Raw genomic sequence first — 21,688 nt, forward strand, 5'->3', positions numbered from 1 at the left:
TATTTCAGAAGATTTGCGTATCCCCTGTTTAAAATGCTTGTTATTCCACTTAAAAAAAGCATTCAACGCTAAACGTTGAATGCTTTCATTTTTACAATTTATCACACTGTTGATTATGCTTTTTGAGTGTTTTCAACATCATCGTTAAGGTGTAATTGACCTTCCCATTTCGCAACAACAAGCGCTGCCAGAGAGTTACCTACTACGTTAACCGCTGTACGTCCCATATCAAGGATTCGGTCGATCCCTACGATAAACATTAGACCTTCGGCTGGTAATCCCATTGTACCGAATGTAGCCAATAATACAACAAAGGAAACCCCAGGCACACCTGCCATACCTTTTGAAGTGACCATTAGGACTAACATCAGCATGATTTGTTCACCTATAGTTAAGTCAATGCCATACATTTGGGCAACAAACATCGAAGCGATTGCTTGATACAAAACAGAGCCATCCAAGTTAAAAGAATAACCCGTTGGAATTACGAAAGTTGAAATATGTTTTGGCGCACCCACTTTTTCCATCTTGTCCATAATTCTTGGAAGAACTGTTTCCGAACTTGATGTTGAGAATGCCAAAATTAATTCTTCTTTGATTACTTTTATTAATTTAAAGATGCTGTAACCAATGATTTTCGCCATAATCCCTAAAATCACAAGTACAAAGAAAATCATTGTTCCATATACAGTTATCGCTAATTTAGCTAGTGGAATAAGAGATTCAAAGCCATATTTGGAAATCGTTACACCAATCAAGGCGAAGACCCCGATCGGAGCATATTTCATAAATAGGTTCGTTACATAGAACATCGCATTTGAAATACCTTCAAAGAAATGCAATGCCGTTCTCCCTTTTTCTCCAATCGCTGCAATACCAAGACCAAGCACGACTGCAAAGAAAATAATCGCTAGCATGTCCCCTTCAACCATTGCTTGGAACGGATTTGTCGGTACGATATGAAGAAGTGTATCCGTAATTGATTTTCCTTCTTGTTCCTCGGATGTATGGACATAACTTGAAATGTCCGTTTGCGCAAGGCCGCTCATATTAATTCCTGTTCCAGGGTGGAACAAATTGGCGGATATAAGACCGACAGCAATTGCAATACCTGTCATTCCAATAAAGTATGCCAACGATTTACCGCCCAATTTACCCACGGCTTTTAAATCGCCAACACCAGCAATTGCAACAATAATACTTGAAAGAACAATTGGTACAACAATTAGTTTAATTAGTCGCAGGAAAAGGTCGCCAAATGGCTGTAAAAAGTTTTGCGCCTCTTCACTTCCATAAAAAATCCCACCGACGATAATACCTAAAACTAGACCGATCAGGATTTGAGTTGCTAAACTCAATCTAAACTTTTTCAATAATTACCCCACCTTTTTGATGTCATTTTTTATCCAAATTTCTCTGGTAAGGGAAACAAGTATATGAATGAAAACTATTAATTTAATTTACAAAAAAAAACGGCTTGTCCCACCGCACTAGCTAAATCCTTTTATACTGTTTCCTTGCAAACGCTTACGAGGTTAGCTTTCAGGTTAGGACTCCGGAAACATAAGCCCCTTCTTTTCAGAATTCACCTATAACGGAATTTCACCATAAAGGGAAAATCCATATAATTCATTTGGGTCCCCCGCTCTTAAAATAAGATTAAGCGAAAAAATTATTAAGTAAATAATATCACTAAAATACTTTAAAAGTAAATAACAGAAAATTTCCAACCCATTAAAAATTTTTATTTCACTCTTTTAGATGGAATAAAATGGGTTAAATTCTTTGATTAGTTCAAGAATGACTGAGGTTAGAAATAGGGAGCATGCTCTATTAAAGCCTTTATAAAAGGTATTTTAAAGTATACAACTTATTTTGCGAAAATATTAAATTGATATGAGGAAATTATATACAAATCGTATAAACTGAAGGAATTAAAAACTATCAATAGAATCTAAGCTGCTTAAGGATAATATGTTTTGAGGAGTTTGTGAGGATAAAAGAAAGAATCTGTGTGTCTGTTTTTTCACTTTTGAGCAGTTAAGAGGCATCTCGACAATTGTGAGACACCTCCTCTTTCCTGATTATTTAGACAACACTTTCGCCAAATAAGCGCGGATTGACTCTTCTCCATTTGCCAAAGCTTCACTTTCTCTTGCTTCATCTTTTAATATCTTAGCTTCTGCACCTTCTGCAATTTTTTCGATATCATCTTGTGGTATAACGACAACCCCGTCAATATCTCCGACAATATAGTCCCCTGGGTGCACCGTGACGCCTCCAACAGCTATTGGGCAATTTACAAGGCCTCCGCCATTTTTGTTCCCTGCTGCTACTGTGGTCCCCAGTGAAAATACAGGAAAGTCAAGTGCCCGGACAGCTGCAAGATCACGGATGACTCCGTCGACAACAACCCCTTGCACCCCAACTCCCTTAGCAAGAGAAATGACAAAATCCCCAGCTACTGCTCGGTTCTTGTTGCCTTTCGCATCAATTACCAAAATATCGCCTTTTTGTGCACTGCTAATTGCCTCCAACACAGCTCCATTTTCACCATCAGGCAAGCGCACCGTAACTGCCCGTCCCGCAATTTTAAAATGTTCGGCTAAAGGCTTGATTTGCGCATCAAGATTTGTGTGTCCGCCCGTAGCATCTGAAATGGCTGTTGTCGGCAAACTGTTCAGCCTTTCTTGAATTGTTGTTGTTTCCATTTCTCCACCTCTTTAATTTCAAAATATTGTAATTATTTAAATAATATAGCATTATGATAGTAAGTTAAATAGTGAAATTTATATAACCAAATCGCCCACTAAAAAAGTTAAAACGTGGGTAAAATGGGAGTATGCAAAGCCTTCTAAAAAGACCAAGCATAAAGGAGTGACAGAGATGAAAAAAAATCGATTAGTTGCACCTTATGAAAAAGACGGTAAGACGTATTATAAAATGTCCACCTTTGATATTGAGGTGATTGCCAAATCCACCGGGGGACTTGCCCCGACCCTGTTATATTTTCATGACAATCAGGACGTTACCGACGACATCCGTGCCTTGCGTTTCGGTTTAAATTCACCCTACTCATATATAGAGGATTATGACGAATTTCAATCAATGCTTCATAAAAAGGAACAACGGGCACTTGAAGATTTATACGATACGATTAGCATTCGGCCAAAAAATATGTCCACCTCCAAACAAGTGCTATGGAGCTTTGGCGTGCTTCTCCTCATGACCATTCCTTTTTTGGTGGCGATGATACTAAAATAAAAAACCCCTAAGTAATCTACGTTTACTTAGGGAGTTATAATCAGCTTCCTTTTTGTAATAAGGAATCTTGATGTGTATTTAAGATTGCCAAAATTTCTTCTGCCGAAGACGCGACTTGTAAAATATGCCGCTGTTCTTCGCGGATGAAGCCTTCTTCCAGCATTTTATTAAAATGCTGAATCAATGCATCATAAAATCCATCCACATTATATAAAATTACCGGGTTATGATGAAGGCCAATCTGAGCCCAAGTAAATACTTCAAAATACTCATCGAGCGTACCGCAGCCACCTGGCAATGCGATAAAGGCATCCGAGAGATCTACCATTTGCTTTTTGCGAACGTGCATCGATTCAACAAAATAGATTTCCGTTAAGCTGAGATGCGCCAATTCGCGTTGTTGCAAGTGTTCCGGCATGATGCCGATTACTCTTCCATAATGGGCCAATGCTGCATCCGCCACCGCTCCCATTAACCCTATATTTGAACCTCCATAGACGATGCCGATTTTTGATTTGGCCAACACTTCCCCCAACTCTTTTGCCTTTTCCCTATAAATAGACTTTTTCCCTTCTTGGGAACCGCAGTAAATGGCAACGTTCAAGTTTTATCCCTCCCAGGCGATTTGTTACACTACCAGTATAATGCAAAATTATTAAACCACTGTAAAAAAGGAGACCTTCAAATGAAAATCATCCCTTTAGGTGTTGGCGGCGCTTTTACAAAACGTCACTATCATAATAACTATATCATTCAATTGGATGAAACATTCCTCTTAATCGATGCCGGGACAACGCTTCGATATAGTCTGCCCGAAGCAGGATTTGATTATTTGGCGATTGATGCTGTTTTTATTTCCCACCTTCATTTTGACCATGTTGGCGGGTTGGAAGAAATGCTGATGCAGCGGTTCTGGCATTTTGAAAACGGCCAGCATTCACCCCAAAAAACAAAGGTAATTGTACATGAGAAATTATATTCTTCTTTAAAAAATTACTTGAATAGCGGGCTCATGAACCAAGGCCGTACTGTTGACGATTATTGCGATTTTTTCGTTTTAGGGGAAGGCGAAATTTTCAATATCGGTCACTATCAATTTCATATTTTTGATACAACCAATTGCCATGCGGAAGGATTGATTAGTGCAGGTTTTAAATTAGGGTCCCAACAAAGCAATATCGTATTTACGGGAGATATCAAGCACCTGGCAGATGCCGGTATTTTAAGCCAGGTCGATGATAAAACAGTTGCCATTTTCCAGGATGTCAGTTTTACATTTAACGGCGTTCATGCAACATTCAATGAAGTGCTCGATTACTATCCAGCAAATTTGCAGGATAGAATTTACGCGATGCATTATAACGATAATATAGAGGACTATTTAAATATTTTGGATCATTCAATGATCAAAAGAGTGAAAAAACAAGAAATTCTTGAGTTCTAGTGTACGGAAAATCTAGACTTTATTAATTGTGAATTGGTCCAAAAATTAAACATTTTCCAATTTACAAATGTTTAACAATAAATAATAACAAACCCTTCTTCCATTTGGTATTATTTGTATAATACTATGAGTTAGGTGGAGAGAAGAATGGTTTCATCCAACGGTTTCCATTATGAAGGAGGAATTGCCTCTATATTAACTGGGGTATTCCTATTTTCCGCGCATTTAATAAATTTTTTAGCTAATTTGGAAAATGGAACAATTTTAGGACAAAGTCTAGTTTTTATCGCTCATATCGCGGCTGTTTTTTCTTTTATAGGAATTTATAATGCTCAGGGACGAAATAACCGAACATTGGGTTCATTGGGCATGGTACTTAGTACAACGGGGACAATTATTGTTTCAGCCATCGTTTATGTTGAAATTGCCAGGGCATCGGGGGCTAATGTCAGTTCGGTTTTCCATGAAGAGGTTCCAAATTTCATTCTAAACGTTGGACCATTGTTGTTTGTTATCGGATTGCTTTGTCTTGGGATCTCTATTATCTTGGGTAAAATATTGTCTCGCCGGGGAGGCGCCTTGCTTATTCTCGGCAATATTATATTTGCATTAGGAAGTTTTGCGGGGAGTGCAGAAGCCATCTTTTCAGTTGCAGGCTCAGCAATTACTGGTTGCGGTTTTATTTGGCTTGGACTCTCTCTTATTAAACAGAAAGAAGCAGCTCTTTTTGTTAGTGATTCTGAAATAAAAATTCCAGTTGGAAAAAATGAAGCATAGACAAAATAGGTATAAAAATGCCTTCCTTTTTCGTGAAAGGAAGGCTCATTTTATATTTAAATTATCGATCCCCATTTTAGGAACGTCATAATAGAGCTTTCGAGAAAATGGACATCGTTTCCTAAACTGCTACCTTACAAAAAACTCGTCGAGCTACTTCTGAAATCTTGATGATTGCTCTAACATATAAGCAATCCGTTCAACAATACATTCAATTTGTTCCGGGTTTTTGACCAAGTCATAATCATTAATATCCAGGCGTAATACCGGGCAGGAATTGAAACTGTTTATCCAGTTTTCATAACGGTCATGCATTTCAATCCAGTAGCCAGTTGGTGTTTGTTGTTCCATTTCACGTCCTCGCTCCTGGATGCGACCAATAATATCGTCAATTGGTCCCTCTAAATAAACGAGTAAATCCGGATGTGGGAAGTATGGTGTCATAACCATGGCTTCAAATAAATTTGTATACGTTTCGTAATCTGTCGGACTCATTGTTCCCTTATCATAATGCATTTTTGCAAAAATGCCAGTATCTTCATAAATGGAACGATCTTGGATGAAGCCCCCACCATATTCAAAAATTCTTTTTTGCTCTTTAAAACGTTCTGCTAGGAAATATATTTGTAAATGGAAACTCCATTTTTCAAAGTCATCATAAAACTTATCCAAATATGGATTAGTGTCTACTTTTTCAAACGACGTACGGAAATTCAAGCTTTGTGCCAATGCTTTTGTCATCGTTGATTTTCCGACACCCACCGTACCCGCAATTGTGATTACCGTATTGGATGGTATGTTATATTTTTCTCGTAAATTCATTCTGGTTGCGAACTCCTTTGTTCTAACTTTTCTTTCACTAAACTTAATACCTGCTCAAGGTCGCCAGGATTTTTTACAAAATCAATTTGATCGCCATTTAGCTGAATAACCGGAATATCAGGGTGCATCAACTCAAAATGTTGGATGAACTCATGATAATCAGCAGCTAATTGTTCTATGTAATCGCGTGTAATCATTTTTTCAAACTCTCTCCCACGCAATGCAATCCGATTCATTAATGTATCTAAACTGGCATGCAGATAAATCACCATATTGGGACGTGGCATATCTACAGTCAAAATTTTATAAATGGACTCATACTTTTCATATTCGAAAGGCTTTAACGTACGTTTAGCGAAAATTAGATTTTTGAATATATGATAATCAGCGACTACAGGCGATCCTGTTTCGATGATATGCTTCTTTATATCTTTTAATTGTTTATATCGATTACAAAGGAAGAACATCTCCGTTTGAAAGCTCCACTCCTCAATATCTTCATAGAACTTTCCTAAAAACGGGTTTTCGTCCACGATTTCTTTTAATAAATGATAGTCAAAGGCTTCAGAAATCGCTTTTGATAACGACGTTTTCCCTACACCAATCGGACCCTCTACTGTAATAAACGGAACAGACACCGAGAAGTCCCTCCTTCAAGTCAAAATTCGTCAATGCTCTTCATTTTATCACAGGAGCTTGTCGAAAAACAGAGCAAGCAATTGAGCAAAATAAGGAAACATAGTTATTTGTTTATTAAGATTGTTCAAAAATTCTATTTTATAAAACATCATGTTAAACTATCAACCAAGGAGAGATGGACGTGGAACTTTTTGAACAAGATCGCATATTTATGAGAGAAGCAATAGAGGAAGCCAAAAAAGCACAAGCCTTGGGAGAAGTACCAATCGGAGCTGTGATTGTATATCAGGGCGAAATTATAGCACGAGCCTACAATTTAAGAGAAACCACTCAAAATGCCGTCACGCATGCCGAGTTAATGGCCATTCAGCAAGCCTGTGAAAAAATCGGCAGTTGGCGACTGGAAGAAACAACGCTTTATGTCACATTGGAGCCTTGTCCGATGTGTGCTGGGGCCATTTTGCAATCCCGTGTCCCCCGTGTCGTGTACGCAGCACGAGATATAAAGGCGGGCTGTGTGGATTCCTTATACCGATTGCTCAATGATTCCCGGTTTAATCATGAATGCGAGGTAACCGAAGGAATATTGGCCGATGAATGCGGACAAATGCTGACGGATTTCTTCCGGGCAATTCGCGAACGCAAAAAAGCAGAGAAACTGGAACGAAAACGCCTGGCTCAAGAGAAATAGGTTGCAGATTTATTTATAGGGAAGTCTGTTTTGGTGCGGTTCTAATCGAGTGTTTTTAGCTCTTCTGAAATGCAATCATATCTAAAAAAAGAGCTGACGCCCAAAACAGCGTCAGCTCTTCATTTTAATTTATTGGAACTTCTCCATAAACTTTTCCAAACGGTCCATTCCCTCTTTTAACACTTCCAATGGCTGGGCAAAGGATAGACGAATATAGCCCTCCCCAAACTCGGAAAACGCAGTGCCCGGAACCGTTGCTACCTCTTGCTCTTTTAATAAACTCAAACAAAAATCAAAAGAAGTCATGTTCGTTTTCCTGATCGATGGGAAAATATAAAACGCTCCTCCAGGTTTTACAACATCAAAACCCATTGCTACAAGGCGATCATAGACGAAATCCCGGCGAACTTTATATTCTTTCTTCATCTCGACTGGATCGGCTAAGCCCTTTGTCAGAGCTTCCAGTGCCGCATATTGACTGATGCTCGTTGCACAGCTAATGTACTAGTTATTTAGCTTCGTCATTTCTTTTGTGATGTAGCTTGGAGCCAGCGTATAACCGATTCGCCACCCTGTCATTGAGTGAGACTTTGATACACCGTTAATGACAATCGTTTTATGTTGCATGCCGTCGTAAGAAGCAATCGACTTATGTTTTTTTTCATAAATCAATTCACTGTAAATTTCATCTGAAATAATAAAGATTTCCTTTTCCTTCAGAAGAGCCGCGATTTTTTGAAGTTCTGCATCCTCGATAATCGTCCCCACTGGATTGCAAGGTGATGGCAAAAGAACGCATCTCGTTTTCTCTGAAAGATGCTGCTCAATTAATTCAGCGGTTAACACAAAGTCTGTCGATTTTGTATCCACCAAAACCGGAATGGCCCCACAAAGTTGAATTAAAGGGGTGTACCCTGGATAAGCGGGTGCTGATAGAATCACTTCGCAGCCTTCCTCTAAAATCGTTCTTAACGCAATATTTAGAGCTCCCGAAGCACCATGGGTCACAACAATTTCGTCCTGCGGTTGATATGTTAATCCATACTGGTTTTCATAAAATTTTGAAATCGCGTCTCGCAATTCAATGATACCGGCGTTTGGTGTATAGGAAGTATAGTTTTGGTCAATTGCCCATTTTGCTTTTTCTTTTATATGAGTGGGTGTTGGAAAATCCGGTTGGCCAATTGTTAGATTGATTGCATTTGGATAATCCACCAGCATATTCGTAAACTTGCGAATACCCGAAATTTCAAGTTTCTTAAGGTTTTTATAAAGCAAATGTTCCATTCTCTAAATCCCCTTTTTTTGTAAGCCTTTTTCATATATCCACTTTAACATAAAACACTTTTTCTATATATCTCCATTAAACGAGCTCCGAGCGCGATTTCTTGAATCCTTTTTATATTTGATGAAATATTATTCTCCTCCCTGACATATGATGCATCGAATTATACTTTTAAGTACTTTCAAAAATGCGGGAAAGGAGAATGCTAGAGAATGAAGGTTTTAACAAGGATTTCAAACCTCATCATGGAAAAATGTTTACCAGACCCTTATATTTTTGTTGCCATCTTAACCGTTTTGGTTTTATTCCTCGGGGTTGTGCTTACGGATTCGTCACCATTGGATATGGTGGTCTATTGGGGTGATGGGTTCTGGGGATTGCTTTCCTTTACGATGCAAATGGTTATTGTATTGGCTGCCGGGCATGTTTTGGCTAACAGTCCAATTTTCAAGAAATTTTTATCTTCTATAGCAGGAAAGATTAAGAAACCTTCGAGTGCCATTATTATTGTAACCTTTGTTTCGTTGATCGCTTGCTGGATTAACTGGGGATTTGGCTTAGTCATTGGCGCTTTATTTGCCAAAGAAATTGCCCGTCATGTAAAAAAAGTCGACTATCGGCTACTGATTGCAAGTGCGTATTCTGGTTTCATCATCTGGCATGGCGGTTTGGCAGGGTCCATCCCACTTTCCGTTGCTACGGAAGGCCATCCATTTGAAGGAATAATGGGGGTTGTCCCAACATCTGATACCATCTTCACACCTTATAACTTGTTTATCGTAATTGTCATTACCTTCACTTTGCCGTTCTTTAACCGCTGGATGCTGCCAAAAGAGGAAGATATCGTTGAAGTCGATCCAGTCTTATTGGTGGAAGAAAAGCAAACATTCCCTCCTTCTGAAAAAACATTCGCCTCCTGGACAGAAAGAAGCAAAATTTTAACCATCTTAATCGGACTTATCGGCGTTTCCTATTTAATTTATCACTTTGCAACAAAAGGGTTTACCCTGGATTTAAATATCGTTAATACTATCTTTATTGTACTGGGCATCATTTTCCATGGAACGCCGCAACGATTTTTGGCAGCTGCACAGCAATCTATTAAAACCACATCAGGAATTGTATTCCAATTCCCGTTCTATGCCGGTATTATGGGCATGATGACTGCCTCAGGTTTAGCGATTGTTTTTTCCGAATGGTTTATTGGCATTTCTAATGAATTTACCTTCTATTTATTTACTTTCTATTCTGCTGGTTTAGTCAACTTCTTTGTCCCATCCGGTGGGGGCCAATGGGCAGTTCAGGCGCCCATTATGCTGGAAGCGGCCACAACAATGGGGGCGGATTATGCAAAAACAGCCATGGCGATTGCATGGGGCGATGCCTGGACGAACATGATTCAGCCATTCTGGGCATTGCCGGCACTGGCCATTGCAGGTTTGAAAGCGAAGGATATTATGGGGTTCTGCTTATTTGTCCTTATTTTTACAGGTATTATTATTAGTATTGGTTTCTTATTCTTCTAGTTTGGCAGATTTGTAAAATTCGGCTTACCGCCATGCTTGGCGATAAGCCTTTTTATTTTATTTATCTATCCAATAAATTCGCTTCATCTATCTTCTGTAGAATCGTTACGAATTGTGCTCTGGTAATTGGTTTATTCACCGTGGAAGTATCTGCAACTATTCCATCTAGGATATGATGCTCGTTTAGCCATTGAACTGCTTCTTTTTCCGACAACTCTTTATTAGAGATGCTCTTTGACAATAGAACAGCCGCTTCTCCAAGCGAAAGCTTTTCAGATGGCTTTCCTTTTACAGACAAACCTTCTTTCTTTGCAAGGGCATAGAGATTTTCCGATGATTCATCTTTTAAGGCGCCATTCAACGTATACCGGAAGAAAATCTTTAAATATTGAATTTCATTTAAAGCACTATTTGGCTTGAGCAGTTTTTCGTGCTGATATCCTTTTATAATTCCCTCCTGAATTGCCCATGAGAATGCTACGGACCAGTATTGGTTGTCCTGATAATCTTTGTATTGAGAAAGGTCGACCTCTGGCTTTTCTTCAACAACCCCGGTTTTTACCCACTGAGAAAGATCAGCCACTAGTTGTTCCGGTACGTTACCCGGCGTATTATAATCAGCCAGGGAACCAGTTGCCTTCGCATTGTCCACTAAGAAATGCTGCATATTTGGATATAACTTGTACTGCACATCCTCCCTTTCCTTGAGCGCCGATTTCCATCCTTCCAACTGAGTTGCCGGTACTTGGAAATCCTTTCCGCCTTGGAAAACGAATAATGGTACATCTTGCTCTTTTGCAATCTCAGGTGCAATAAGATCTCGGATATAAAACCACCAATCCAAGCTTCCCAACTTAAAGTTTGGCGGCGGATTTTCAGCAGAATATAGAGGGTTATTAATTAACCCAATTTGTTCTTTCCAGAAGGCAAGATTTCCTTCCAAAGCGTCTATTTGTTCCTTTGGCGCCTTAGCTTGTTTTGCTCTTTCTAATAATTGTTCATTTTGCCAAAGCAGCAAGTCCTGGAATTTATCTGCAGGCCCAGCTGCAACAATACCGCCCTTAATATCTCCATCTTTATCATTTTCGAGGATTAATGGAAGAGCGAGGCCGCCTTGACTATGACCCAGAACATAAATATTCTTGGCATCAATTTCCGGAATGGATGTTAGTTTTTTAACAGCAAGATTAGCATCCAGAATTGTTTCCTCTCGCATCGTTCCTTTTGGATTTGAACCTGTTTTGAAAGGATGGGTCTTTGTTCTTTTTTCATATCTTAAAACTGCAATCCCCTCATTGGCCAGACCGACTGCAAGATCTCTGAATGGTTTAAACCCATAGTAGGATTCATCCATATCATGTGCACCAGAGCCATGAACAAGCACAACCACCGGAAATGGACCCTTACCTTTTGGAATAGTTAAAAGTCCAGGCAAAGAAAAGTCGCCTTCGCCAATAATCACTTCTTTTTCTGTATAGTTCTCCGGATGGTCATAGGTTGGAGAGGTATATTGAAATTCAGGGAAACTTACAGATAAATCATCAATTTTCCCCTTGTTGTCCAGGTTAAGATACAGCTCATATGGGCTTAGTTCGGCATTAACCGTAAAAGTTACTCTCGTATGAACCCCATTATATTTCACTTCTTTTAAACTCGTACTTTTGATTTTGCCGAAATTGGCAGTATTGCCGGCCCAGTAGCCTGCCAGCATTTCCTTTGGCAAAGCGGCTTGGAGTTTTTCATTAAAATACTTGGATAAGGATTCCCAATCACTTTTTAAAGCATAATCAAGGAACGCCCTTGCTTGATTTTCATAATCAATCTTTGACTCTACTTCCTGTGCATAGGCCGGAGCTTGTACAGAAAGGCTGCCGCCTACTCCCGCAACCCCTATACCAACTGCCAAGGCAATCTTTCCAAAAGACTTTTTCCTCATAAATAATCCCCCTTGTTTTTTTATTTGTCCCCTTGCTTCCATCATATAGCAGGACAACAGGAAATGGAATTATTTTCAAATTACATTTTTAGCTAAAAAAAGAGGATATTCATTCTTTTTAAGAATAAATATCCCCTATCTCTAATCAAACTTATGGGCACAGAGACTATTTCGGTGCAATAACTTCTTTCCCACCCATGTATGGTCTTAAAACTTCAGGTACCACTACTGATCCATCAGCCTGTGCCTGTCGCAGGCTTTCGGCACAGATAGTTATTTTGCTGCTATTACTTCTTTTCCTCCCATATAAGGACGGAGCGCTTCTGGAATTAATACACTTCCATCAGCTTGCGCCTGTCGCAAGCTTTCGGCGCAGAGCTGACTTATTTTATTTCGGTGCAATGACTTCTTTCCCGCCCATGTATGGTCTTAGAACTTCAGGTACAACTACTGAACCGTCGGCTTGTTGGTAGTTTTCCAAGATGGCTGCTACAGTACGTCCTACCGCAAGGCCAGAACCGTTTAATGTGTGTACATATTCCGGTTTTGCCCCTTGTTCGCGGCGGAAACGGATGTTGGCACGGCGCGCTTGGAAATCTTCAAAGTTTGAACATGAAGAAATCTCGCGGTACATGTTTTGCGTTGGCATCCATACTTCCAAATCATATTTTTTCGCAGCCGTGAAACCAAGGTCGGAAGTATTCATTAACAACTTGCGGTATGGCAAGCCTAATCGTTGAAGGACTTTTTCCGCATGGCCAGTTAATTTTTCAAGTTCGTCATAAGAATCTTCCGGTTTTACGAAGCGCACTAACTCCACTTTATTGAATTGATGCTGGCGGATTAAACCGCGCGTGTCGCGTCCTGCAGAACCTGCTTCTGAACGGAAATTGGCGCTGTATGCACAAAATCCTTTCGGAAGAATTTCCCCGTCGATAATCTCATCGCGATAGAAGTTTGTCACAGGTACTTCAGCAGTTGGAATCAAAAAGTAATCTGTATCCGCTAATTTAAACACATCTTCTTCGAACTTCGGTAATTGGCCTGTACCTGTCAAGCTGTCACGGTTTACGATCATAGGCGGCAGCATTTCTTCATAGCCATGTTCTTCTGCATGCAAATCCATCATAAAGCTCATTAATGCACGTTCCAAACGGGCACCTAAGCCGCGGTAGAACACAAAACGGCTGCCTGTTACTTTTCCGGCACGTTCAAAATCGACTATTTCCAACTCTGTTGCAAGGTCCCAGTGCGGCTTTGCCTCAAAATCAAAGTTTGGAAGCTCGCCCCACTTCAGCACTTCCACATTATCACCCTCTGTTTCGCCAACTGGAACAGATTCATGCGGAATGTTTGGCAAACGCATCATCATGTAGTCGAACTTTTCTTCCACTTCACGAAGCTCTTGGTCAAGTTGTTTAATTTCATCTCCCACTTCGCGCATGCGGGCAATGACTTCATCGGCATTTTCCTTGTTGCGCTTCATGACTGAAATCTGCTCGGAAACTTTGTTGCGTTCGGCCTTTAATACTTCTGTTTTTGCGATTAACTCGCGGCGTTTTGCATCCAACTCTTCAAATTCGTCGAAGTTTCCTAAATCTTCGTTGCGAGTCAGAAGGATTTTTTTCACTTCTTCATAATTTTCACGGACACGCTTAATATCTAACATGCTGATTCCTCCATTTTAGTTATCGATTATTGTTTGCTCCAGATACTTTAGTGTATTAGAGAAATAAAAACACAAAAAAGCCCCCATCCCCTAAAAGGGACGAGAGCTACCCGCGTTGCCACCCTAATTGATTAGAAAAATTCTAATCCACTTATAAAATAACGGCTTTTCAACCGGCAAAAGCCTACTGGATTTCAGCTTAAGCAACTCAAGGACGGATTCGCAAATGCTTTTATCAGCTTCCACCAACCGCTGACTCTCTTTAAAAAACATGCTTGCTACTATTTCCTATCATCGATGTTTCCCTTATCATCTTCGCTCTGTGCGAAAGGAATTTTAAACATAATGTACTATATGCTGCTGTTTTTTGCAAGTAAAGTCTTGTTGACCATTTCTACAAAATATTGCATGATCCGAATGTCTTCGGTTAGTTCAGGATGAAACGCACAACCTAAATAGTGCCCTTCTTTTGCTAAAACAATACGCCCATCTAGACGTGCCAAGATTTCAACATCTTCTCCTGCTGAAACAATATGCGGTGCCCGGATAAATACTGCGGGAATATCGTCGCCCACTCCTCTGACGGATAGCTCCACTTCAAAGCTATCTACTTGCCGGCCAAAGGAATTGCGCTCGATCACAATATCCATTAATCCAAGATGAGGCTCGTTACGCCCTGCCACTTGTTTTGCAAGCAAAATGAGCCCGGCACATGTACCAAACATGGGCAAACCTTTTTGGGCGAGTGAACGGATTGGTTCCAGCAATTGAAATCGGTCCAGCAATTTACGCATTGTCGTACTCTCGCCGCCCGGCAGAACAAGTCCAGTTAACCCCTGCAGGTCCGCTTGGGATTTCACTTCGATCCCTTCGCAGCCCAATTGCTCGATTTGGCGGATTTGTTCTCTGACTGCGCCTTGTAATGCAAGTACTCCAATCTTCATGTTACCAACCTCGTTCCTGCATCCGTTCACTGATCTGGAGCGTTGCAATATCGATTCCCCTCATTGGAGTTCCAAGTTCTTTGGAGATTTCCGCAATCAGTTGATAGTCTTTGTAATGTGTTGTTGCTTCCACAATCGCCCGAGCAAATTTTTCCGGATTCTCTGATTTGAAAATTCCCGAACCAACAAACACGCCATCTGCTCCCAACTCCATCATCAGCGCAGCATCCGCTGGTGTCGCCACGCCGCCTGCAGCAAAATTAACTACCGGAAGGCGGCCCAAACGTTTAATTTCCACCAACAATTCGTAAGGTGCTCCCAAAATTTTGGCTTCCGTCATTAATTCATCTTCATTCATGCCCACAACCCGACGAACTTGTCCGTTTACCTTGCGAATATGTCGCACCGCTTCCACGATATTGCCTGTCCCCGGTTCGCCTTTTGTACGCAGCATGGATGCTCCTTCCCCTATACGGCGTGCTGCCTCGCCAAGGTCACGGCATCCGCAAACAAAAGGCACTGTATAATCACTTTTCAATAAATGGAACTCTTCATCAGCCGGTGTTAGAACTTCGCTTTCATCAATATAGTCCACACCCATTGCCTCCAGCACCCTCGCTTCGACAATATGGCCAATACGGGCTTTTGCCATGACCGGGATGGAAACCGCGTTCATAACTTCCTCCACAATTCGGGGATCGGCCATTCTCGCAACTCCGCCTGCTTTACGAATATCCGATGGTACACGTTCCAATGCCATAACAGCAACCGCACCTGAAGCTTCCGCGATTTTCGCTTGTTCTGCATTGATCACATCCATAATGACGCCGCCTTTTTGCATTTCCGCCATGCCACGTTTTACTGTTTCTGTTCCCACTTGTTTCATATAAATCCCCCTCCAATACTTTAATTAAATAAAGTATAATAAAGATTGACCATATAAAAAGAGTCAGCTTTTCAAAAACTTGCATGGTCACATAGGGGGAAAGCGCATGGATATGCTAATGTTTGAATTGGAAAAAAATAGTTCAAAACCTTTGTATGAGCAACTTTATAGAGGGATGAAAGATGCCATTATTACAAAACAAATCAAAGTCGGAACAAAATTGCCTTCAAAACGGAAACTTGCCGACTTTTTAAATATTAGCCAAACAACAGTTGAAATTGCTTATGGCCAGCTTCTGGCAGAAGGTTATATCGTTTCCAAGCCCCGTGTAGGGTTTTTTGTAGAGGAGATAGACGAACTCCCCTATATTGAAAATAAACAGCTTAAAAAGCTAAATGAGGCGCCTTTAAAGGCAACTAAAACATACCGATATGATTTCCATCCCGGAAAGATCGACGCGGAATCTTTTCCTTTTGCCACTTGGAGAAAATATGCGAAGGATCTTTTTGATGCTTCATCCAAAGAATTATTGCAAGTGGGAGAACCGCAAGGAGAATATGATTTGCGATTGGAAATAGCCAATTACTTATATCAATCAAGAGGGATTATTTGCAACCCTGAACAAATCGTCATTGGATCGGGAACAGAACATTTGCTTCCCATGATATTGCGTTTGTTAGAGATGGACTCCAAGTTTGCGTTGGAGAATCCCGGTTACTCGGCAATTCCCCGTATTCATTTACAAAACAAGGCGATCCCTATTTCAGTGGATGAGGATGGCCTGGTGGTCGATGAGCTGGAAAATACCGATGCGAATATCGTGTATATTACACCTTCTCACCAGTTCCCCACAGGAGCCGTTCTTTCCGCTGCCAGAAGAACGCAATTATTGAATTGGGCTTCCAAACAGCATGATCGCTTTATTATTGAGGACGACTATGATAGCGAGTTCCGCTATATAGGAAAGCCCATTCCCGCTCTGCAAGGAATGGACCAAAATGGCAAGGTTATTTACTTGAGCACTTTTACCAAATCACTTATGCCATCATTGCGCGTTGCCTATTTCGTTTTGCCGCCAACACTGTTGCCGTCTTACCAAAAGATATTTAGCTACTATTCAGCAACTGTTCCGCGTTTTGATCAGCATATTTTGGCAAACTTCATGAAGGATGGGCATTTCTCTAAACATTTAAATCGAATGCGTAAAATTTACCGCAAAAAGCATGATAAACTAACAAACACTTTAGAGAACAATTATCCTGCGATTGCGATCACGGGGGACCATGCCGGGATGCATATCTTAATCTCTGTTCCTCTTGATGAAAGCGAACAGCAGTTAAAGCAACTAGCCGATGAGTGCGGTATTGCAGTTTACCCTGTGTCGGACTATTTACTGAAACCGATCGATTATGAAATGCCAACATTTTTGCTCGGCTTCGGGGGCTTTGAACTGGATGAGATTGAACCAGCGATTCACCAGCTCATGGAATGCTGGAATATCAAAGCTTACAAAAAAAAGGGGAATTCTCAATGATGAGACTCCCCTTTTTTAGTGATCCACCAATTCCACCCTGTAGTTTTCAATCTATTGCTTGATTTGCAGCATTTATCCCTTTGGATAGGTAGGTTGGCAGGTTTTTGGATAGGGATTCTTTTTGCGATAAAAGCCTTCTTCTGCTTTTCGCAATAGCTCCTCTCCATATATCCTGCGCTATTCATTTCCCAAGGAATAAGGTCTATTGTCCGATAAAAAAGGGACTACTGCAGGTTTAAACAAAGAAAACCGGGGTAATAAAGAAATAGAAAAAACTGTTCCATTAGTTTTCACTAATAGAACAGCCTTTAATCAAATGTATCTTGGCGAATTTGGCTCAGAGTTTATTGAGCAAGCTTGATACTTCTTTAATTTCAGTGTGGGGTTAACCCCATAGAATAAAATTAAGTTTAGAATAAACCACCGATAAATCCAGTGATTCCGCTCCACACATTTCCAAAGAAGCTGCCCACTCCTTGGAAGAATAAAGAGACAAATCCAGCACGCTCAACACTGCCTGTTGTAACTACATCTGTTGAGTAGCTTTTCCCGTCGATAAATCCATAGTCTTCACCTTCTGTTTTCTCAACTACGACTTTACCTACTACGGTTCCTTTTTCAACATCGGCTTCAAGCGATTCTTTGTCCAACTCTAGTTTCGGGACATATAAATCTTTTTCGCTTGATTTTACAACTAAAGAAATCGGTTCTTTAGCAGCGATGGCAACTTGATCTTCTTTCCCTTTTGTTACCTCAATTGTTTCGTTGCCTTTAAATGCATAGTTGCTTGGAACAACTTCAACTTTTGTGAATTGGTTAAACCCATGTTCAAATAATTTAGCAGCAGCATCGAAACGCGCCAAACGGGAACTATTTCCTTTGGAATCCTTTGCGTTCATTACTACGGCGATTAAACGAGTTCCATTACGTTCTACCGTTCCTGTGAAACATTGACCTGCTAAAAGAGTAGAACCTGTCTTCAAGCCGTCAACGCCCTCATATTCACTGATTAATCCTGGCAACATCCAGTTCCAGTTTTCCATTTCAATTTCATCATCTGTACCTTCTCGGAACACTTTCTTTGGAATACTGGAAGTCTCTAAAACTTCCGGATGGTCTTTCAATAAATGATAGGCCAATTTAGCAACAGACTTCGCTGGCATGACATTTTCATCTTTGTCCCCAGTACCTGCTGGATGCATTCCAAATAGATCGGAATTGTTCAAACCAGTAGAGTTGACAAATTTATAGCCTTCAAGACCAAGCTCTTCCGCTTTTTTATTCATGAGTTTTACAAATTCCGTTTCGGTCCCTGCAATTGTTTCTGCAATTCCGACTGTCGCCGCATTAGCGGAATAAATCGCCATTGCTTCATACAACTCTTGAATGGAATATGTACCATCCGCTCTTAAAGGCACGTTGCTTAAAGCGCGATTTTGTGACATCTTATATGTATACTCAGTAACACGATATTGCTGATCCCAAGTGATTGTTCCTTCTTTAATGGCATCCAAAAGAAGATACTCCGTCATCATTTTAGACATACTTGCGATTCCCAAGGACTTGTCCGCATTTTCTTCATATAAAATTTTCCCTGTCTCAGCATCAATTAGAATCGCTGCATCGACATTTAAGCCTAGGCCAGTTTCCGCACTCGCACTTGGTGATGACATCACTAGTGAGCTAATGAATAAAAGCGGAACCAGGAATAGGCTAAACCAAGACTTCTTCTTAGCTGTATTCACAAAAAAACCCTCCAATATATATTTTACTTCCTTCGCCATTTTATCACAGAAGCTGCAAGAAAAATATTATGTTTAAGTAAGAAAAACATGGGATATATCTATCTAACAAAAAACAACCATTTTTCTTGCTTCCCTTGCCCTAGAACCATAACTTTCTTTCCCACTAATTTCTTCAAATTGTAAATCGGATGAAACGAAAATCTGCTAAATTTATCTTAAGCCCTAAGCTCTTGTAGGCAAGTTCCAAGCTTCAAGTATGTATAAAAAGTACGCTTTTAACATCATAAATAAGACGTTAAGAGCGTACTTAGGTTTCAATGATTATTGAATTGAATAGTTCGGTGCTTCTTTCGTAATTTGTACATCATGTGGATGTGATTCACGAAGACCTGCACCTGTCATGCGGATAAATTGTGATTGTTCACGTAATGCTTCGAGATTAGCTGATCCGCAATAACCCATACCAGCTCGGATCCCTCCGACTAACTGATGAATTGTATCTGCCAAAGGTCCTTTGTAAGGAAGACGCCCTTCAATTCCTTCAGGCACTAATTTTTTCGCATCTTCTTGGAAGTAACGGTCTTTCGAACCTTTTTCCATCGCGGATAATGAACCCATACCGCGGTAAACTTTAAAGCGGCGTCCTTGGAAAATTTCCGTTTCGCCTGGTGATTCAGAAGTTCCTGCAAGCAATGAACCAAGCATTACTACATGACCGCCAGCGGCCAATGCTTTGACAATATCACCTGAGTATTTAATCCCGCCATCCGAGATAATCGTTTTACCCATTTCACGGGCAACTGTTGCGCAATCATAAACAGCAGTAATTTGAGGTACACCAACACCAGCAACTACACGAGTCGTACAAATTGAGCCAGGTCCAATACCAACTTTTACTACATCCGCACCAGCTTCATAAAGTGCTCTTGTTGCTTCTCCTGTCGCCACGTTCCCAGCAATGATTTCTAATTCCGGGTAAGTATTGCGGATTTGTTTTACAGTATCAATAACACCTTGAGAATGGCCATGAGCTGTATCAATGACGATTACATCTACTTCCGCTTCCACGAGTTTTGCTACACGTGCCATTGTATCGCTGGATACACCAACTGCAGCGCCAACCAATAATCGGCCTAGGCTATCTTTTGCAGCATTTGGGAATTCAATAACTTTTTCAATATCCTTGATGGTAATCAAGCCAGTTAGTTTTCCATTTTCATCAACAATCGGGAGTTTTTCAATTTTGTATTGTTGAAGAATTTTTTCGGCTTCTTCCAACGTTGTACCAACTGGAGCTGTAATTAATGCTTCCTTTGTCATAACATCGTCAATTTTTAATGAATAGTCCGAAATAAAACGCAAGTCTCGGTTTGTAATAATTCCAACGAGAGTTTGTTCTTCTTCATTGTTCACGATTGGTACACCGGAAATACGGTATTTGCCCATTAAATGTTCTGCATCAAAAACTTGATGAGTTGGCGTTAAGAAAAATGGATTTGTAATTACACCATTTTCAGATCGCTTAACTTTTTCAACTTCTTCAGCTTGCTCTTCGATACTCATATTTTTATGAATAATCCCGAGTCCGCCCTGTCTAGCCATGGCAACCGCCATTTTCGATTCAGTGACAGTATCCATCCCTGCACTGATAATTGGGATATTCAACTTGATCTTTGGTGTTAACTGTGAAGATAAGTCCACCATTTTGGGTAATACTTCAGAATGCGCTGGTACCAATAATACATCGTCAAATGTTAAGCCTTCTTTGGCAAATTTCGTTTCCCACATTTCCTAACTGCCTCCTATAACTAAAAGAATGTTATCTGTAAGATTATCAACATGATATCGCAGTGTCAATAACTGAAAAGAAGAAAGAGTATTCAAATAATTCCATTAAATATTTCTCGATTTCCTTTTATAAGATAGTTACCGACCGATTTCTATTGCAATACAATTAGTATTTGCTTTTAAGCAATATTTATTAAATAAGTTTCGAAATGGAGAATTTATTCATTTGCAATTAATAAAATGCATTATTTTTCTCTGATTTTTAGGCTTTTAAATTGAGGTATTTAACCAGTTTTTTTAGTTTTAAAAACGCATTATTTTTACCATTAGTGGATTTAATTACAAGTACATAATATTGAAAATATCTAGATAAGATAAGGAGTGATATAAAGGTGGACAGGTGAACAAAAGAATAGTGATTTGTTATCAGCAGGGATAAAATTGGATTTTTATATGATTGATTCATGGTGGATTTGAAAAAAATCAAAAGAGATACAGCTTCTTATCCCCTTAAATGACTAGATTTTTTTAGTGCTTCATATTGCGTGTTTAATGCCTTTCTTTCTCTACCTCTTTATTCCTCGCCCTTTTTAACTGTTTCAAGCAGTGGATATGCATGCATTTATGTTTAGTATCTTATACCGGTTGAATCATAAGTTTACGTTTGATTAGCAGTAAATCAATTGTTTTAAATACACGAAAAAAACCGCTGATTGTTCAGCGGTTTTCATGTGCCTA

General features: G+C 40.0%; 18 protein-coding genes, 2 pseudogenes, 1 riboswitch and 1 other annotated feature. Of the genes and pseudogenes, 7 read left to right on the forward strand and 13 right to left on the reverse strand.

Annotated elements, in window-relative coordinates:
- Positions 1 to 113 precede the first annotated feature (113 nt).
- Positions 114 to 1,373, reverse strand: coding sequence for a cation:dicarboxylate symporter family transporter (locus D1B33_RS17725; protein WP_118877741.1), 1,260 nt, complete (start codon positions 1,371 to 1,373; stop codon positions 114 to 116).
- Positions 1,374 to 1,509: 136 nt separating this feature from the next.
- Positions 1,510 to 1,676, reverse strand: a riboswitch (cyclic di-AMP (ydaO/yuaA leader).
- Between the two features lie 408 nt (positions 1,677 to 2,084).
- On the reverse strand, positions 2,085 to 2,711 hold the full coding sequence (locus tag D1B33_RS17730) for an RraA family protein (RefSeq protein ID WP_118877742.1): 627 nt from the start codon (positions 2,709 to 2,711) through the stop codon (positions 2,085 to 2,087).
- A gap of 175 nt (positions 2,712 to 2,886) precedes the next feature.
- Between D1B33_RS17730 and D1B33_RS17735 the strand changes: the two genes are divergently transcribed.
- Positions 2,887 to 3,264 carry a sodium:proton antiporter gene (locus D1B33_RS17735; RefSeq protein ID WP_118877743.1) on the forward strand — a complete coding sequence of 126 codons (378 nt, stop codon included), beginning with the start codon at positions 2,887 to 2,889 and terminating at the stop codon, positions 3,262 to 3,264.
- Positions 3,265 to 3,304: 40 nt separating this feature from the next.
- On the opposite strand, the gene D1B33_RS17740 is transcribed toward D1B33_RS17735, so the two are convergent.
- Positions 3,305 to 3,868 (reverse strand): LOG family protein, encoded by a 564-nt coding sequence (locus tag D1B33_RS17740; RefSeq protein WP_199677450.1) that lies wholly within the window; start codon positions 3,866 to 3,868, stop codon positions 3,305 to 3,307.
- A gap of 81 nt (positions 3,869 to 3,949) precedes the next feature.
- On the opposite strand from D1B33_RS17740, the gene D1B33_RS17745 reads away from it, so the two are divergent.
- The gene (locus D1B33_RS17745) at positions 3,950 to 4,708 is read left to right on the forward strand and encodes an MBL fold metallo-hydrolase (protein WP_118877744.1); all 759 of its coding nucleotides are present in this window, start codon (positions 3,950 to 3,952) and stop codon (positions 4,706 to 4,708) included.
- 147 nt (positions 4,709 to 4,855) lie between these two features.
- Positions 4,856 to 5,485, forward strand: coding sequence for a hypothetical protein (locus D1B33_RS17750; protein WP_118877745.1), 630 nt, complete (start codon positions 4,856 to 4,858; stop codon positions 5,483 to 5,485).
- Positions 5,486 to 5,638: 153 nt separating this feature from the next.
- Here D1B33_RS17750 and D1B33_RS17755 read toward each other — a convergent pair whose 3' ends face one another.
- Positions 5,639 to 6,307 (reverse strand): deoxynucleoside kinase, encoded by a 669-nt coding sequence (locus D1B33_RS17755; RefSeq protein WP_118877746.1) that lies wholly within the window; start codon positions 6,305 to 6,307, stop codon positions 5,639 to 5,641.
- The gene (locus D1B33_RS17760; protein ID WP_118877747.1) at positions 6,304 to 6,945 is read right to left on the reverse strand and encodes a deoxynucleoside kinase; all 642 of its coding nucleotides are present in this window, start codon (positions 6,943 to 6,945) and stop codon (positions 6,304 to 6,306) included. Before D1B33_RS17760 ends, D1B33_RS17755 begins: the two co-directional genes overlap by 4 nt.
- Positions 6,946 to 7,127: 182 nt before the next feature.
- Between D1B33_RS17760 and tadA the strand changes: the two genes are divergently transcribed.
- Complete coding sequence (tadA, locus tag D1B33_RS17765; protein ID WP_199677451.1) at positions 7,128 to 7,637, forward strand: tRNA adenosine(34) deaminase TadA; 510 nt, start codon at positions 7,128 to 7,130, stop codon at positions 7,635 to 7,637.
- 129 nt (positions 7,638 to 7,766) lie between these two features.
- On the opposite strand, the pseudogene D1B33_RS17770 reads toward tadA, so the two are convergent.
- A pseudogene (locus tag D1B33_RS17770) lies at positions 7,767 to 8,924 on the reverse strand (aminotransferase A).
- A gap of 210 nt (positions 8,925 to 9,134) precedes the next feature.
- Here D1B33_RS17770 and D1B33_RS17775 point away from each other — a divergent pair.
- Positions 9,135 to 10,448, forward strand: coding sequence for a short-chain fatty acid transporter (locus D1B33_RS17775; RefSeq protein WP_118877749.1), 1,314 nt, complete (start codon positions 9,135 to 9,137; stop codon positions 10,446 to 10,448).
- Positions 10,449 to 10,509: 61 nt separating this feature from the next.
- On the opposite strand, the gene D1B33_RS17780 is transcribed toward D1B33_RS17775, so the two are convergent.
- The 4 genes from D1B33_RS17780 to pdxS all read right to left on the reverse strand — a co-directional run bounded on the left by D1B33_RS17780 (position 10,510) and on the right by pdxS (position 15,883).
- Positions 10,510 to 12,384: an alpha/beta hydrolase gene (locus D1B33_RS17780; protein ID WP_158583018.1), complete on the reverse strand. Its 1,875-nt coding sequence runs from the start codon at positions 12,382 to 12,384 to the stop codon at positions 10,510 to 10,512.
- A 388-nt stretch (positions 12,385 to 12,772) separates the two neighbouring features.
- Positions 12,773 to 14,053, reverse strand: coding sequence for a serine--tRNA ligase (gene serS / locus D1B33_RS17785; RefSeq protein ID WP_118877751.1), 1,281 nt, complete (start codon positions 14,051 to 14,053; stop codon positions 12,773 to 12,775).
- 92 nt (positions 14,054 to 14,145) lie between these two features.
- Positions 14,146 to 14,357: a binding site (T-box leader), on the reverse strand.
- A 46-nt stretch (positions 14,358 to 14,403) separates the two neighbouring features.
- Positions 14,404 to 14,997, reverse strand: coding sequence for a pyridoxal 5'-phosphate synthase glutaminase subunit PdxT (pdxT, locus tag D1B33_RS17790; protein ID WP_118877752.1), 594 nt, complete (start codon positions 14,995 to 14,997; stop codon positions 14,404 to 14,406).
- A gap of 1 nt (position 14,998) precedes the next feature.
- Entirely contained in the window at positions 14,999 to 15,883 is an 885-nt protein-coding gene (gene pdxS, locus D1B33_RS17795) for a pyridoxal 5'-phosphate synthase lyase subunit PdxS (protein ID WP_118877753.1), read from the reverse strand.
- 106 nt (positions 15,884 to 15,989) lie between these two features.
- Between pdxS and pdxR the strand changes: the two genes are divergently transcribed.
- On the forward strand, positions 15,990 to 17,417 hold the full coding sequence (pdxR, locus tag D1B33_RS17800; RefSeq protein WP_199677452.1) for a MocR-like pyridoxine biosynthesis transcription factor PdxR: 1,428 nt from the start codon (positions 15,990 to 15,992) through the stop codon (positions 17,415 to 17,417).
- A gap of 75 nt (positions 17,418 to 17,492) precedes the next feature.
- Here pdxR and D1B33_RS18920 read toward each other — a convergent pair.
- Positions 17,493 to 17,614 (reverse strand): annotated as a pseudogene (locus D1B33_RS18920) (hypothetical protein); the annotation flags it as partial.
- An 8-nt stretch (positions 17,615 to 17,622) separates the two neighbouring features.
- Here D1B33_RS18920 and D1B33_RS18535 point away from each other — a divergent pair.
- Positions 17,623 to 17,778 carry a hypothetical protein gene (locus D1B33_RS18535; RefSeq protein ID WP_158583019.1) on the forward strand — a complete coding sequence of 52 codons (156 nt, stop codon included), beginning with the start codon at positions 17,623 to 17,625 and terminating at the stop codon, positions 17,776 to 17,778.
- Between the two features lie 49 nt (positions 17,779 to 17,827).
- Here D1B33_RS18535 and D1B33_RS17805 read toward each other — a convergent pair whose 3' ends face one another.
- Both D1B33_RS17805 and guaB read right to left on the reverse strand, forming a co-directional pair.
- Positions 17,828 to 19,162 carry a D-alanyl-D-alanine carboxypeptidase family protein gene (locus D1B33_RS17805; RefSeq protein ID WP_325049498.1) on the reverse strand — a complete coding sequence of 445 codons (1,335 nt, stop codon included), beginning with the start codon at positions 19,160 to 19,162 and terminating at the stop codon, positions 17,828 to 17,830.
- A 321-nt stretch (positions 19,163 to 19,483) separates the two neighbouring features.
- On the reverse strand, positions 19,484 to 20,950 hold the full coding sequence (guaB, locus tag D1B33_RS17810; RefSeq protein ID WP_118877755.1) for an IMP dehydrogenase: 1,467 nt from the start codon (positions 20,948 to 20,950) through the stop codon (positions 19,484 to 19,486).
- Positions 20,951 to 21,688: the final 738 nt, after the last annotated feature.

Source organism: Ureibacillus yapensis (assembly GCF_003515775.1).
In the GTDB taxonomy this organism is placed as follows: domain Bacteria; phylum Bacillota; class Bacilli; order Bacillales_A; family Planococcaceae; genus Ureibacillus; species Ureibacillus yapensis.

What these genes read in the sequence shown, in the direction of transcription:
- D1B33_RS17730 (WP_118877742.1), bottom strand. Translation starts at nt 2,711, where the DNA reads ATGGAAACAACAACAATTCAAGAAAGGCTGAACAGTTTGCCGACAACA.
- D1B33_RS17735 (WP_118877743.1), top strand. Translation starts at nt 2,887, where the DNA reads ATGAAAAAAAATCGATTAGTTGCACCTTATGAAAAAGACGGTAAGACG.
- D1B33_RS17745 (WP_118877744.1), top strand. Translation starts at nt 3,950, where the DNA reads ATGAAAATCATCCCTTTAGGTGTTGGCGGCGCTTTTACAAAACGTCAC.
- D1B33_RS17750 (WP_118877745.1), top strand. Translation starts at nt 4,856, where the DNA reads ATGGTTTCATCCAACGGTTTCCATTATGAAGGAGGAATTGCCTCTATA.
- D1B33_RS17755 (WP_118877746.1), bottom strand. Translation starts at nt 6,307, where the DNA reads ATGAATTTACGAGAAAAATATAACATACCATCCAATACGGTAATCACA.
- D1B33_RS17775 (WP_118877749.1), top strand. Translation starts at nt 9,135, where the DNA reads ATGAAGGTTTTAACAAGGATTTCAAACCTCATCATGGAAAAATGTTTA.
- D1B33_RS17780 (WP_158583018.1), bottom strand. Translation starts at nt 12,384, where the DNA reads ATGAGGAAAAAGTCTTTTGGAAAGATTGCCTTGGCAGTTGGTATAGGG.
- serS (WP_118877751.1), bottom strand. Translation starts at nt 14,053, where the DNA reads ATGTTAGATATTAAGCGTGTCCGTGAAAATTATGAAGAAGTGAAAAAA.
- pdxT (WP_118877752.1), bottom strand. Translation starts at nt 14,997, where the DNA reads ATGAAGATTGGAGTACTTGCATTACAAGGCGCAGTCAGAGAACAAATC.
- pdxS (WP_118877753.1), bottom strand. Translation starts at nt 15,883, where the DNA reads ATGAAACAAGTGGGAACAGAAACAGTAAAACGTGGCATGGCGGAAATG.
- pdxR (WP_199677452.1), top strand. Translation starts at nt 15,990, where the DNA reads ATGGATATGCTAATGTTTGAATTGGAAAAAAATAGTTCAAAACCTTTG.
- guaB (WP_118877755.1), bottom strand. Translation starts at nt 20,950, where the DNA reads ATGTGGGAAACGAAATTTGCCAAAGAAGGCTTAACATTTGACGATGTA.